Origin of the sequence: Microbacterium halotolerans (genome assembly GCF_003569805.1) — a bacterium.
Lineage (GTDB): Bacteria > Actinomycetota > Actinomycetes > Actinomycetales > Microbacteriaceae > Microbacterium > Microbacterium halotolerans.
In genome coordinates this window covers 1,021,479-1,034,894 of the sequence record NZ_KZ984051.1, presented here as the reverse complement: position 1 = coordinate 1,034,894, position 13,416 = coordinate 1,021,479, and the positions used below count along the sequence as shown (strand labels likewise).

Genomic DNA, 13,416 nt, shown 5'->3' with positions numbered 1-13,416 from the left:
GTCAAAAGCGGCGCATCTCGACGACAAGTGCGCATCTCGGCAGCGGGGTCAGGTTGCGGCGCGGCCTCCGAGGTAGAGCTCGCTGAGCTTGGGGTCGGCGAGGAGCTCGGATGCCGGGCCCGTGGCGAACACACGGCCGAGGTCGAGCACGCAGCCGACGTCCGCCATCTGCAGGGCGCGGCGGGCGTTCTGCTCCACGATCAGCACCGCCACGCCGTTCCGGCGCATGCGATCGACCTCTTCGAAGATCGTGGCGGTGCGCTTGGGGTCGAGCCCCATGGACGGCTCGTCCAGCAGCACCACGTCCGGCTGCACGATCATCGCCCGCGCGAACTCCACCTGCTTCTGCTGACCACCCGAGAGCGCCCCGGCGCTCTGCTTCCACTGCTCCGCCACCACGGGGAACACGGTTCGCACGAAATCGATCCGCTCCGCGATGGCCGACTGGTCCGACAGCGCGTAGCCGCCGAGACGGATGTTCTCCTCGACGGTCATCTCCTTGAACACCGAGTGCCCCTGCAGCACGTGCGAGAGGCCGCCGCGCAGGAGCTTCTGCGGCCCCTGACCGGTGACATCCTCCCCGCTCAGCAGCACCTGTCCCGAGCGGGGCCTGAGCATGCCGCTGGCCACCTTCAGCACAGTCGACTTGCCCGCACCGTTCGGCCCGACGAGGCAGACCACCTCCTTGCGGCGAACCTTCACCGACAGTCCGCGCAGCACGAGCGCCGCTTTGCCGTATCCGGCTTCGATATCGGACAGTTCGAGAACAACGTCAGACGCCAAGGTATGCCTCCAAGACCTTCGGATCGGACTGGACCACATCCGGGGTTCCGGCGGCGATCTGCGCACCCCGGTCGAAGACCACGATCTGATCGCACAGGCTCATGATCAGATCCATGTTGTGCTCCACGATCAGGAACGTCGTGCCTTCGGAATTGAGTTCGCGCACCAGCACCGCGATGCGTTCGATCAGCGACGGATTCACGCCTCCCGCCGGTTCGTCCAGCATCACGAACGGCGGATCGGTCATCAACGTGGAGCCGAGTTCGAGCAGCTTCTGCTGCCCGTACGAGATGTCGCGCGCCTCGGAGTTCTCCAGATGGTCGATTCCCACGCGTTCGAGCATGGCCCTGGCCCGCTCGACCGTACGGCGATGATGAGCGTTGCCGATGTATTCGCGCAACGACGCCGGCTGCACGGCCGCCAGCATGTTCTCCAGCACCGTCATCCGGGGAAAGACGCGGCACAGCTGGAAGCTGCGCCCCAGACCCGCCCTGGCGATGCGATGCGGCGCCCAGCCCGTGACGTTGCGGCCGTGCATCGTGATCGTGCCGGAATCGGGACGGATCATGCCGGTGACGCAGTTGAAGAACGTCGTCTTGCCCGAACCGTTCGGCCCGATCAGGCCGTTGATCTTGCCCTCGTAGAAGGTCGTGGTGGCGCCGTCGACAGCGTGCACACCGCCGAACGACTTGCGCAGATCACGGGTCTGGAGGATGACGGGAGTCTCACTCACGGGGCGCCCCTTTCGTCGCGTCGCGTGCATCGGCTGCACCGCTGCCGCCTTCCGGAGCATCCGCTTCTCGCCCCGCGCGCTGATCCGCCAGCTCCCCCGCAGAGAGCTCGCTGATCGACGCCGCCTGCGGTCGCAGCCGCGCGATGAGCTGTGCGATTCCGGTGAGCACGCCGTCCGGCAGGAACAGGACCACGATCGCCAGCAGCAGACCGAGGGCGATGAGGTGGAACTGGGTGTCGCCGAAGTTGAGCACGAAGTACTCCTCCGCCCCGCTGACGACGATCGCTCCCAGCAGCGGTCCGAACAGATATCGGTTGCCGCCGAACAGCGCCATCAGCACGATGGTGGAGCAGAGCACGATGTCGAACTGGAACACCGGATCGAGGTCCCCGAACCAGACGGCGTAGAAGCCGCCGCAGATCGCGGTGAGCCCGGCAGAGATCACGAAGGCCGTCAGCTTCAGGGCCGCGGTCGGCGACCCGAGCGATTCGGCCTTGTCCTCGTCTTCGCGCACCGATTTCAGCGCCGCGCCGAACCGCGACCTGTCGATGAACGTCCACACCAGCAGGCACAGCGTCAGCAGGCCGAGGAACAGGAAGAAAAAGACCCTGTGATGCTCCGGCCGCAGCAGATCCGGGAACGGACGCGGCACGACGAGGCCATCCGACCCGCCGGTCACCGACCCCATGCTCTGGAAGACGAGCAGCAGCACCAGCACGAGAGCGATCGTCACGATCACGAACGAGGCGCCGCGCACCCGCAGCGCCGCCATCCCGACGGGGATGGTCAGAATCGCCGTGCCGATCGCGGCGATCAGCGTCGCGAGCAGGAAGTTCATCCCGGTGTGGATGACCAGCAGTCCGGTGCCGTAGGCGCCGACCCCGAAGAAGGCCGCGTGCCCGATGGAGATGTACCCGGTGAAGCCGCCCATCACGTTCCACGATGTCGCCAGCACCGCGTGATAGAGCACGATCACGCCCACACTGAGCATGTACGGGTTCGGTGCGACCAGCGGCCACAGCGCGAGAATCGCGATCACGACGGCGATGGCGACGAGCGGGCGCCACCTGCTGGTGCCGTTGCCGGTCAGGAACGCCAGTCGCGAGGTCACGGCAGGGGATCCGGTATCAGAAGCGTTGCGCAAGACGACCTCCAAAGAATCCTTGCGGCCGAACCATCAGAGTGACGAACAGCGCGACGTAGAAGATGGTCTGGGCCCACGTGGGGCCGAGCGGAATCTCGAGCATGACCCGGATGATGCCGAGCAGCATCGCGGCGATGGCCGCACCGGGTATCGACCCGAGCCCGCCCACCACGATGATCGCCATCAGCGGGCCGATCCAGTGCCAGTGCAGAGACGGGAAGATCGTGTACTGCAGCGACATCGCCACGCCGCCCACTGCCGCGGTGGCCAGGCCGAGTCCGAAGCCGAGGCCCGCGACCCTGCCGGTGTCGATGCCGACAAGGCGGGCCGCTTCCGGATGCTGGATCGTGGCCCGCAGCGCCTGCCCGAACTTCGACTTCTTCATCAGCAGGTACAGGCTGGCCAGGCTGAGGGCGGCCAGCCCGAACGAGATGATCTGCACGATGGGAATCGACGCCCCGAACAGGTTCAGGCTCGAGGTGCCGTACGACAGATCGAGCCGGCGCTGGGTGCCGGTGAAGGCCATGCCGAGGCCGCCCTCGATGAGCAGCGCGAGGGCGAAGGTGATCAGGACCGACATCATCGTCATCGTCGCCGGTTTCAGCCGCGAGATGAGCCATCGCTGGATCGCGTACCCGAGCACGAAGAACAGCGGCACGCTGATCACCAGCGAGAGCATCGGATCCAACCCGGTCCGAGTGGTCAAGAACCAGGCGATGTACGCCGCGAGCATGACGAACGCCGCATGGGCGAGCATCACCACGCGCATGACCCCGAAGTAGAGCGTCAGGCCCGCTGCCAGGAGGGCGTACAGCCCTCCCAGCAGTATGCCCAGGATCAGGCTTTGGAAGAGAAGGGCGCCGGTCACCGGTCACCACTTCGGCTTCGGGTGCACGAGCTCGGTCTCAGCCACGTCCTCCGGCAGCACCGTGGTGATCTCGCCGTCCACGTACTGCAGGATCAGGTGCGCCCCATCCGGCCTGCCCGCGTCGTCCCACGCGAGCGGACCGACGACGGTGTCCACCGTGGCGCCGTGCAGGTAGTCGATCAGCTGCTGCTGGCACTCACCCTGTTCGGCGCAGCCGATCTCCTCCACCGCAGCGGCCACCACCTGGCCGGCCGTGTACGCGTTGGCCTCGTCCTCCTGGGGCGCCTCACCGTGCAGCGCCTCGTGCGCCGCGACGAACTCCTCGTTCGAGGGCCACGGCGCCTGATTGTCGTAGCCTGTCGGCGCGAGGATCCCGTCGACGCCGCCGCCGATCGCCTCGCTGAACTCCGCGTTCGTCGGGGCGCCGGAGAAGGCCACCATCCGGGGCTGATAGTTGAGCTGCTGCAGCGCCAGAATCAGGTTCACACCGTCCTGGTACTGCGAGCCGCCGACGATCAGATCCGGATCGGCGTCGGCGATCGCCGCGGCGACACCGGAGAAGTCGGTGTGGTTGGGCGGGTAGACCTCATCCACCACCACCTCCACGCCGGCCTCTTCGAGCTGATCGCGCAGGCCGTATGCGGTTCCCTGTGCGAACGGGTCGTCCATCGCCGCGACGCCCATCGTCTGCGGGCGCTCGTCCTCCGGCAGGGCGAGGATGTACTCCACCAGGTGGTTGTAGTGGTCGGGCGCGATGGCTGGAGCGGCGTAGAAGATGTTGTCGAAGCCGTTCTCGAACACCTCCACCGCCGCAGCCGCCGGCTCCACGAACAGCATCCCGTACTCGTTTGCGACGCGGGAGGCCGGCACGACCAAGCGGGTGGAGAACGGTCCGACGACGAGATCGACCTGGTCCTGTGCGATCAGGGCCTCGTAGTCCTGCACCACGCGGTCGGCATCCGACGCATCATCCAGGATCTTCAGCTCCACTTCGCGCCCCAGCAGGCCGCCGCCGTCGTTGACCACCTTCGCCCACGTTTCATACCCCGCCTGCACGCCCTGCCCGGGCTCGGCGAAGTCACCTGTCAGCGGCAGCGATATGCCGACGACGATCGGATCATCCGCTGCGTCGCCTCCTCCGTCGCCTCCGCTGCAGGCGACGAGCGCCATGGCTGCTACGGCCGTCACGGCCGCAGAACCGACAACTCTCCTCTTCGACATCCCATCCTCCTCATTGATGTGGGAACTGTGCTCACGTGCGCCGTGCGGCGCCGCGTGTGGTTCGGTGCTGCGGCGACGATCCTCGTTTCGTCCGTCGCCGCGCTGCGGGTGCCTGCTCTATCGGGGCAGCACCTCCAGAGTCACGCGGGCCTCCGCGCCCGAGCTGCGCCCGGTGGCCACGACCTCATGCGCGCCCGGTGAGGTGTTCGGACGGATCCGCATCTCCACCTCGAATGCGCCGTCGTCGGCGGCGAAGACGCGGGCGGCGACGCCCGGCTGCCCGTCGATCCGCAGGAACACGTGCTCCCCCGGTTCGAACCCGGCGCCTGTGGCCGTCACGGAGGAGTGCGCCCTGACCGACTCGTCGCTGAGCGCCAGGGCCGGGCCGACCGGCTCGTCCGCCGACGTCGACACCGTCAGGTCTCTCATCCGTCCAGTGTTGTCGAAGGAGCCGAATCCGACCCGGCCCTCGGCGAATGCGGTGTCCGTCGCCGTCAGCAGCGGCCGGTCCAGCCCGTCCACCCAGACGGCGATCTCACCGGTCTCGGCACAGTGGACGAGTCGTACGTCGTGCCATTCCTCATCGGTGACCGCCGGCGGCGCTCCCACGCTGCCGTCGTACTGGTCATCGATGCGCTCCCGGTCGGCGCCGTCCACCTTGAAGATGCCGTTGTGCGCATAGATCGTGTTGTCCTGCGAGAGGTGGGCGTAGTAGTACTCGGTGTCCGACTGGTGCCCGAAGACCAGGATGACGTCGCGGTTGTTCACCGTGGCGGGGGCGTCGAGGCGAACGTCCGCCTCCATCTGCACCGATCCGAACGGCTCGTGGTCGAGCAGGGCGTACTCGAACGGACGGCGGATGCCGTCGTCCGGGTTGCCGCCGGGCTCGGCCAGGACGATCTCGTCACCCGGGAACTCCCACAGCTCCGGGGTCCGCGGCTGCCAGTTCTCGCCCGCCATCAGATCGGTGAGCTCCTCGTCGAAGGAGCATCCGGGGATCGTCGTCTCGGCGGGAGGCTGCACGTCGAACATGTCGTACTGCGCCGCCGCCTGCTCGGGGGTCAGCGCCGTGTCGAGGAACATCAGATCGTCCATCCGCCCGGTGAAGGGGTTGGCCTCCCGAGTGTTCTGCGGGAAGCTCCCGCCGATCTTGATTCCGGCCGGAACGCTCGGCGATGTGGCGCCTTCGCCCCACGGGTTGTCCGCGCTGGTGTAGTCGCCTTCGAGCTCCTCGCCGTTCAGGAACAGCTGCATCTCTCCCGCGGCGAAGTCGAAGCCGGCGGCGAGGTGAGCCCACTCGCCGCGCACCAGGATCTCGTCCCACGGCAGGTCAGCCGCATACGTCCATGAGGCCTCGCCGTCGACGCGTCGGGCCAGGGCGACGATCTTCAGCTCGCCGTCGACCTGGATGACCTCCAGCAGCGCGCGCACGGCGTGCCCGTCCGAGGTGCCCGTGAGCACACCGGCCAGACCGATCGCGTTGTAGCGGTCATCCGGGTCTTCGGTGTTCGAGTTCAGCGCGGGGTGCAGACCGGTCGGTTTGAACCAGCCCATCACCGACGTGGAATCGAGCCCGGCCAGCCCTGAGAGCGACTCCACGCCATCCGGATTGTGCACACCGGCCTTCCAGTCGTCGTTCGACTGCTCATCCGGGCTCATCTGCTGCGTCTGCAGCGCTTCGCCTGCGCCGGGGTACGCCGCATCGGCGACGCGCATCTCCGTGCCGCCGTTCACCAACTCGATCTCCGTGCCGGATGTGCCCTGGTCTGCTTCGAACGCGGCCGAACCGTCGACCGGGTGATCGAAGTCGTAGTGCGCCACGACGCGGTCGGCCAGCTCCGGCAGCACGATCGGCGACTGCGCACTGACCGTGCGCGCGCCCGTGACCTTCCAGATGGTGCCGTTCGCCTTGGCGATCAGGTACAGCTCGCCGTCGGCATCCGAACCGAACCGCAGGTCGACCCGGTCGTCGCCGACGAGCTCCTGGAACGTCGTCTCCTCGCCGTCGGCGAACACCCTCAGCTCGGAGATCTCGGCAAGATCATCGACATCGCCGTCGTTTCGGATCATGTCCTCGTGATCGGTGGCGAGCACCCAGCCTCGGACGAGGTCGGTGAACAGGTACTTCCCCTGCAGCTCGGCGATGCCGCCGCGGTAGACGAAGCCACCGTTGGTGGCCACACCCGCGTCGCCGGTCTGGCCGGGGTCGCGGTTGTGGTCGTATGCGGCGACCGGGTAGGTGTACCCGAGCTCGGCATCGCCTTCGGGGAGCGGGAAGATCTGCCGGTTGTCGGCGAGGAACGGACCCTCGCGCTCTGACCAGCCGAAGTTGTCCCCGGCTTCGACCTCGTAGATCGACTCCACCTGCCATTCGCCGATGTGCCCCAGGTACATCTGGTGCTCGCCGCCGGTGTCCCAGCTGATCCGGTGCGGGTCGCGCATCCCCACGGCGTAGATCTCCGGCAGCGCGCCGGGCTCATCGAGGAACGGATTGTCGTCGGGAACGCCGTACTGACCGTTCTCGCTGTCGGAGCCGAGCGGGTCGACCCGCATGATCGTGCCGTGCGGAGTCGCCGGGTCCTGCGGGTTGTCGTTGCCGACACCGTTCCCTCCGTCACCGACGAGGATGTAGAGGTTCCCGTAGTCGGCGTCGCCCGGCTCGACCGTCGGGTTGAACGCGATCTGCTGCACCGTGTGGACGCGACCTGCGAACGGGAACCGCATCAGCTCGCGGCTGGTGCCCTCGAAGGTCTCCGCCGACGGGTCGGAAGCCGTCCACTCGGTGAGCACGCTGTGGTAGCCGGTGGTCCCGTACTCGGGGAAGTCCGGGTCGTCCTCGGTCAGGGCGCTGCCCGCCTCCGTGTGCACCGTGTAGAAGATGCCGTTCTCGGCGAACTCCGGATGGAACTCGGCGAAGCCGAGACCTGTGCCGAGACCGGCGTGGTTATGGAAGTTGTCGATGAAGCGGTCGCGCACGTTCAGGTAGGGAACGTGATCACCGGTGTCCTTGTCGACCAGGTGGAGGATGTCGTTCATATCCGGCACCATCAGTCGGCCCGAGTCGTCGGGCACCTCGTCCAGGTGCGTGATGCGATTGTGCCGCTCGAGGCGCGAGTCCCCGGTCTCCGGAGTGGTGTGCGACTCGGGGAGCTGTGCGAGCTCTTCGACCTCGATGCCCAGCGTGGACTGCCGGGGATCCGGCAGAGGGTTCAGCAACGGCTGCTCCGCCTCGCCCGTGTAAGCGCAGTCGGCGGGGTTGCCGGTGGGGTTGGCGAGGTTCTCACCCGTGTTGTCGACGGCGACGTCGTCGAGCATGAGCTGCCCGTCGCTGCTCGATCCGTTGATCCAGAAGAACCGGTCGAGACTGCCTGAGACATCCTCTCGGAAGCCGAACTGCTCGGCCGCGCCGTCCGGCAGGCGCGTCTGCTCCTCGTAGGCACCGCCCTGGCTGTAGACGGCGATCTCGTCCGACGCGTTGTCGGCCACGACCCAGACGCACTGCCAGGCGTTCTCGGACCAGCTCCCGACCGGCGTGAACGCGCCGCCGTCGCGGGCGAGCATCGTGTCGCTGTTCTGGTTGTTCACGTACGCCCTGCTGTCGGTGTACGTGGTGGGCTGGTCGACGTCGGTGATGCCGAACGACGTGTCCACGCTGCCCGAGCGATAGAAGCGGAAGAACAGCGTGCCCGTGTCCTCATCGGCGATCTCCGGGATCGCCCGCGAGGCACGGTGGGAGCCGCCGGTCATCTCGAGCACCTGGTTGTTGCCGTTCAACGGCCCCGCGACGACCTCTGCGGGACCGTCGGCGGTCCACCCGTCCTGTCCGTCAAGCGCTTCCCGCGCGTAGGACTCGAAGGTGAGGTGTTCTGTGAACTCCGGTTCCTCGGCCGCAGCCGGGCTGACTGACCCGACGACGGCCATAGCCACTGCTGCGGTCACGGCCGTCGCGCCCCGAAGAACGTTCCTGCGCACCAACTGAGACATGCTGTTCCTTCCGCCTTTGGAATGATCAAGCACGTTCAGGGTAAGCGCTATCCCATGAAAGCACCACCCCTTTTCGGAAAGCGATTACCCAGTGGGCATGATCAGACGTGAGAGGCCGCCCCGCCCCTGCCGTGCTCGCGAGATGCGCATGTTTTCGACATCCGGGCGTCCAAAGCGGCGCATCTCGACGAAAGGTACGCATCTCGGCAGCCTGGGCGCGCGCACGAGACGGTGTCGTCGCACACTTCGCGGTACTCTGACTGGCATGTCAGACGCCCCGGCACCTCGTGCGACGACGCTGCAGGACGTCGCCCGCGAAGCGGGAGTGTCGCTCGCCACCGCATCGCGCGTGCTCAACGGCTCCACCCGCAACGTCGCCGACGCCTACCGGGAGCGCGTCGAAGCCGTCGCAGACCGACTCGGCTACTCCGCCAACCTGTCGGCCCAGGCCACCGCGCGCGGCACCTCTGCGACGATCGCCCTTCTCGTCGCCGACATCGCCGACCCGTACTTCTCCCGCATCGCATCCGGCGTCGCGCATGCCGCCGACGACGAGAATCTCGTGCTCACGATCGGCATCACTGAGCGTGCGACCGAACGCGAAGCGCGCCTCGTCCGCAACCTGCGCGGTCAGCGGCCCCGCGGCATCGTCCTGGCCGCATCGCGTTCCAGCCACACCGACAGCGCCGTGCTCACGGCGATGCTGCACGACGTCGAGTCCGCCGGGGGCACGATCGTGTCGATCGGAGCGCCGGCCGGCACGACGAACGCCCGCACAGTCGCCATCGACGATCGCGGCGGAGCGCTCGAACTCGGCCGAACGCTCGCCCGACGCGGCTATCGTGACGCCATCGCCCTCGCAGCAGCCGACGGGCTCGTCACCAGTGACGACCGGCTGGCCGGATTCTCCGAGGGCTTCTGCACCGCCGGTGGCGATGCGCCTCGCGTGCTGCGCACCGGATTCAGCCGCGCCGAGGGATACCACGCCATGTCGGCAGCGCTCACAGACGGTGTGCGCCCCGGCACCGTGGTGTTCGCCATCACCGACGTCGTCGCCATCGGCGCCATGTCGGCCATCCGCGACGCCGGTCGCGGAATCGGCGACGACATCGCCGTCGCCGGTTTCGGCAGCATTCCCTTCGCCAGCGACGTCACCCCCACACTCACATCCGTCAACGCACCGCTCGAACGCCTCGGCGAGGCCGCCGTTCGTGCCGTCGTCGCTGCTGAGTGGACGCAGCCGCCCCCGCTGCCCCTATCGCTCGCCATCCGCGATTCGACGCCGCCGCGCTGAGCGCGCCTACGCACCTTCTGCGCCCTGCCTCGCAAGGCGACTGAACGCCCTATGCTTCGACGTCCGCTGTGCGCTTCTTCTTCATGGCCCACTTGGCCGGCTGGTTCGGGCCGTCCCACACCTGGATGACGCCCCAGATCACGGCAGCGATCGGCACGGCGAGGATGGCGCCGAGGATGCCGGCGAGCACGGTGCCGATGGTCAGTGCGATCAGGATCGCCAGTGCGTGCAGCTTCAGTGCCTTGCCCATCAGGACCGGCTGCAGGAAGTTGCCCTCGAGCTGGTTCACCGCAACCACGATCGCCACCACGATGAGCGCCTTCACGATCCCGCCGTCGACCAGCGCCACCAGCGCGCCGAGAACGCCGGCGAGCGTGGCGCCCACGATCGGGATGAACGCCAGCAGGAACACCACGAGCATCAGCGGGAACCACAGCGGCACGCCCAGGATCCACAGGCCGACGCCGATGCCGATCGCGTCGACGGCGGCGACGGCCGCCGTTCCGCGTACGTACGCGCCGATCGTATTGACGGCCTTGGTGCCGACTCGCTGCATCCGGTCGTACCACTCGCCCTCGAACGGACGGATGGCGAACTGCCAGATCTGGGGGCCGTCCTTGAGGAAGAAGAACAGGATCACGACCATCAGCACGAGCCCGGTCAGGAAGGTCGCCACGGCGCTGACGCCTGCGATCGCACCGTTGCCGAGTGCGGAGCCGAACTGAGAGCTGAGCACGAAGTCCTGTGCCGTCTGCCACCACTCCTGGATCTGCGCCGTGTCGATGTCGAACGGGAGCTGCTCGACCCAGTCGATGATCTGACCGATGCCCTGTTCCGCGCTCTCGTAGAGCTTCGGCCACTCCGCGATGACGGCCCGCACCATCAGCCAGACCACGCCGCCGATCACGCCGACGACCCCGAGCAGCACGATCACCGTCGCCAGTGCCGATGGCATCACCCGACGCAGCAAGCGCATCACGGGCTCGAACGCCGCGGCGAACACGATCGCCAGCAGCACGGGGATGACCACGAGGGTCAGGGAGCGCAGCCCCCAGATCGCTCCGCCGAGGAGGAGCACGACCGCGATGATCTGCACGGATCGGATAGCCAGGATACCCAGGCCGTCGGACCATGCGGCCCCGGCACGGCTGGGCGTGGCCGACGCCTGTCGCGTCGGCGCGGGAGGTGCCAGTCGCTTCTTACGGAACATGCGTCAATCATGCCCCGGACCTGCGACAAACGCACGCATCGCACGCTGGGCATCTGCTCGGCATCCGGAACCGTCTGCATCGACTATGCGGCAGACGGAATACGACGGACGAACCCGCGCGCGGACGTGCCCTTCCTCTCCGAGCGGACCGTTTCCGTGCGTGAGCAACCGGTCCGATCGAGCAGGAACGGTCCGTTCGCTGACCGCCGTGCCCCGCAGCACGGCTACGGGACGCGGTGCAGCCAGCGCTCCGTGGAGAACTTGGTGCGGACCAGTTCCTCAGCCGCGGCGTACTCCTCCGCGGTGATGGATCCGTCGGTCGCGCCCGTATACGAGCGGAACGTCTTCATGAACTCGTCCAGGATCGCCCTGCGCGGCATACCGGTCTGGCTCCGGATGGGGTCGACTCGCTTCGCCGCAGACGTCGTCCCCTTGTCGCTGAGCTTCTCGCGGCCGATCCGGAGCACCTCCGTCATCACCTGACCGTCGATGTCGTAGCTGAGGGTCGCGTGGTGCAGCACACCGCCGTTCGCGAGGCGCTTCTGCGCGGCGCCGCCGATCTTGCCCTGCGGGCTCGTGATGTCGTTCAGGCCCTGATAGCTCGCCTCGATGCCGACGGAGTGCAGCGCCTGCAGCGCCCAGTCGTCGAGGAACGCGTAGGAGTCGGCGAACGTGAGGCCCGCGACGAGCGACGACGGCACGTAGAGCGAGTAGGTGATGATCTGCTCGGCGCCCATCAGCATCGCTCCACCGCCGGAGATGCGCCGCACGACCTGGAAGCCGTGCCCGGCGGCGCCATCCGGATCGACCTCGTTGCGGTACGACTGGAAGGAGCCGATCACCACGGCCGATTCGTCCCATTCCCAGATGCGCAGCGTCGGGTTCCGACGCCCGTCGCCGACCCGCTCGGTGAGCACCTCGTCGAGAGCGAGATTCATCATCGGGGAGACGGCGGGGTCATCGACGACCTCCCACTCGAAGTCCCGCCATCCGGATGCCGTGACGAGCGCACGGCGCACAGCGGTGCCGACCGACTCGGGAGTGAAGCCGAGCATCTGCACGTCCTCGGGGAGTGCGGCCCGCACAGCCCCGGCGATCTGCGCCACGTCGGCGCTCTCCGACAGGCCGTTCACCGCGGCGTTGATCTCGAGCAGCGCTTCGTCGGGTTCGAGGAAGAAGTCGCCCGCGAGGTGGAAGTCCGCGATCCTGCCGTCAGTAACGTCGAGGTCCACCACGACGAGCTTGCCGCCTGGCACCTTGAATTCGCCGTGCATGCCTCCAGATTACGCGCGTCCCGGGGAACGCGGCGCGGCCTCATGCCGCCGGGTAGCGACGCTCGAGCCAGGCGATGAGATCGGCGCGAGACTGCGGCCAGCTGTGGTCGTTGAAGATCTCATGGCGAGCGCCCGGGTAGACGAGGGTCGTGACGTCGTGGAATCCCGCACGCTCCCGGTAGTCCTTCGCGAGCCGGTGCACCGAGCGCGGACCGCCGACGGGGTCATCGCCGCCGACCATGAGCAGAACGGGAAAGTCACTGCCTGCATCGTCCGCCAGCCCCTTGCGCGGACGGCCGTAGAGCCGCAGGGTATCGAGCGGACCGAACAGCTTCGCCAGCGGTTCCGTGCTGGTGAGCGGATCGTCGACGAACCCTTGTGACACTTCGGCATCCGTTGAGACCCACTCCATGCCGTTTGCACCGGGGCCCCGCCACCGCGCGTTCAGGTCGCCTGCGTTCAGCCCGCCGAACACCCGCAGCCCGGATCCGGTGAGAATCAGACCCTCACAGCTGCGGGGGTCGTCGTTGATCAGCATCTGCGCCAGGAAGGAGCCCCAGGAGTGCCCCAGCAGGATGAGCGGAAGGCCGACACGCTGGGTCCGGATGATCCGCCCCATCCGGTCGACAGCGGCGAGCGCCGCACGCAGCCCTCCCGAGCCGAGCCTGCCGAGCTTCGCCGCCGAGCCGTGCTGCTTCATGCCCGTGCGGCCGTGCCCGCGGTGATCGTCGGCGTAGACGACGAATCCGGCCGCCGTGAGCGCATCGATCACGTGCGCGTACCGTCCGGCATGATCGCCGACGCCGTGCAGGAGATGCACCACTCCGCGCGGCTCTGCGCGCGGCTCGTACACGTCGTAGACGATCACGACACCGCGGTCATCGATGAACTCGGGCATGTTCGAA

General features: G+C 67.6%; 10 protein-coding genes. 1 reads left to right on the top strand and 9 read right to left on the bottom strand.

All coding sequences use genetic code 11. The features are described 5' to 3' along the window. Positions 1–48 precede the first annotated feature (48 nt). The 6 genes from DZG09_RS04640 to DZG09_RS04615 all read right to left on the bottom strand — a co-directional run bounded on the left by DZG09_RS04640 (position 49) and on the right by DZG09_RS04615 (position 8,733). Positions 49–783 carry an ABC transporter ATP-binding protein gene (locus tag DZG09_RS04640; RefSeq protein WP_240423699.1) on the bottom strand — a complete coding sequence of 245 codons (735 nt, stop codon included), beginning with the start codon at positions 781–783 and terminating at the stop codon, positions 49–51. After that, positions 773–1,516: an ABC transporter ATP-binding protein gene (locus tag DZG09_RS04635; protein WP_240423697.1), complete on the bottom strand. Its 744-nt coding sequence runs from the start codon at positions 1,514–1,516 to the stop codon at positions 773–775. The genes DZG09_RS04640 and DZG09_RS04635 overlap by 11 nt, the downstream gene beginning before the upstream one ends. After that, positions 1,509–2,627 carry a branched-chain amino acid ABC transporter permease gene (locus DZG09_RS04630; RefSeq protein ID WP_240423695.1) on the bottom strand — a complete coding sequence of 373 codons (1,119 nt, stop codon included), beginning with the start codon at positions 2,625–2,627 and terminating at the stop codon, positions 1,509–1,511. The genes DZG09_RS04635 and DZG09_RS04630 overlap by 8 nt, the downstream gene beginning before the upstream one ends. A 16-nt stretch (positions 2,628–2,643) precedes the next feature. Further along, positions 2,644–3,528, bottom strand: coding sequence for a branched-chain amino acid ABC transporter permease (locus DZG09_RS04625; protein WP_119696495.1), 885 nt, complete (start codon positions 3,526–3,528; stop codon positions 2,644–2,646). A gap of 3 nt (positions 3,529–3,531) precedes the next feature. Then, a complete protein-coding gene (locus tag DZG09_RS04620) occupies positions 3,532–4,749 on the bottom strand; it encodes an amino acid ABC transporter substrate-binding protein (protein WP_205529059.1) in 1,218 nt (405 codons plus the stop codon). 117 nt (positions 4,750–4,866) lie between these two features. Beyond that, complete coding sequence (locus DZG09_RS04615; RefSeq protein ID WP_240423693.1) at positions 4,867–8,733, bottom strand: PQQ-dependent sugar dehydrogenase; 3,867 nt, start codon at positions 8,731–8,733, stop codon at positions 4,867–4,869. 265 nt (positions 8,734–8,998) lie between these two features. On the opposite strand from DZG09_RS04615, the gene DZG09_RS04610 reads away from it, so the two are divergent. After that, positions 8,999–10,027, top strand: coding sequence for a LacI family DNA-binding transcriptional regulator (locus DZG09_RS04610; RefSeq protein WP_119696494.1), 1,029 nt, complete (start codon positions 8,999–9,001; stop codon positions 10,025–10,027). Positions 10,028–10,076: 49 nt separating this feature from the next. On the opposite strand, the gene DZG09_RS04605 is transcribed toward DZG09_RS04610, so the two are convergent. The 3 genes from DZG09_RS04605 to DZG09_RS04595 all read right to left on the bottom strand — a co-directional run bounded on the left by DZG09_RS04605 (position 10,077) and on the right by DZG09_RS04595 (position 13,409). After that, positions 10,077–11,237, bottom strand: a complete 1,161-nt coding sequence (locus DZG09_RS04605) for an AI-2E family transporter (protein WP_119696493.1) — start codon at positions 11,235–11,237, stop codon at positions 10,077–10,079. Positions 11,238–11,461: 224 nt separating this feature from the next. Beyond that, a complete protein-coding gene (locus tag DZG09_RS04600; RefSeq protein WP_119696492.1) occupies positions 11,462–12,511 on the bottom strand; it encodes a lipoate-protein ligase LplAB in 1,050 nt (349 codons plus the stop codon). Between the two features lie 40 nt (positions 12,512–12,551). Next, positions 12,552–13,409, bottom strand: coding sequence for an alpha/beta fold hydrolase (locus DZG09_RS04595; RefSeq protein WP_119696491.1), 858 nt, complete (start codon positions 13,407–13,409; stop codon positions 12,552–12,554). Positions 13,410–13,416: the final 7 nt, after the last annotated feature.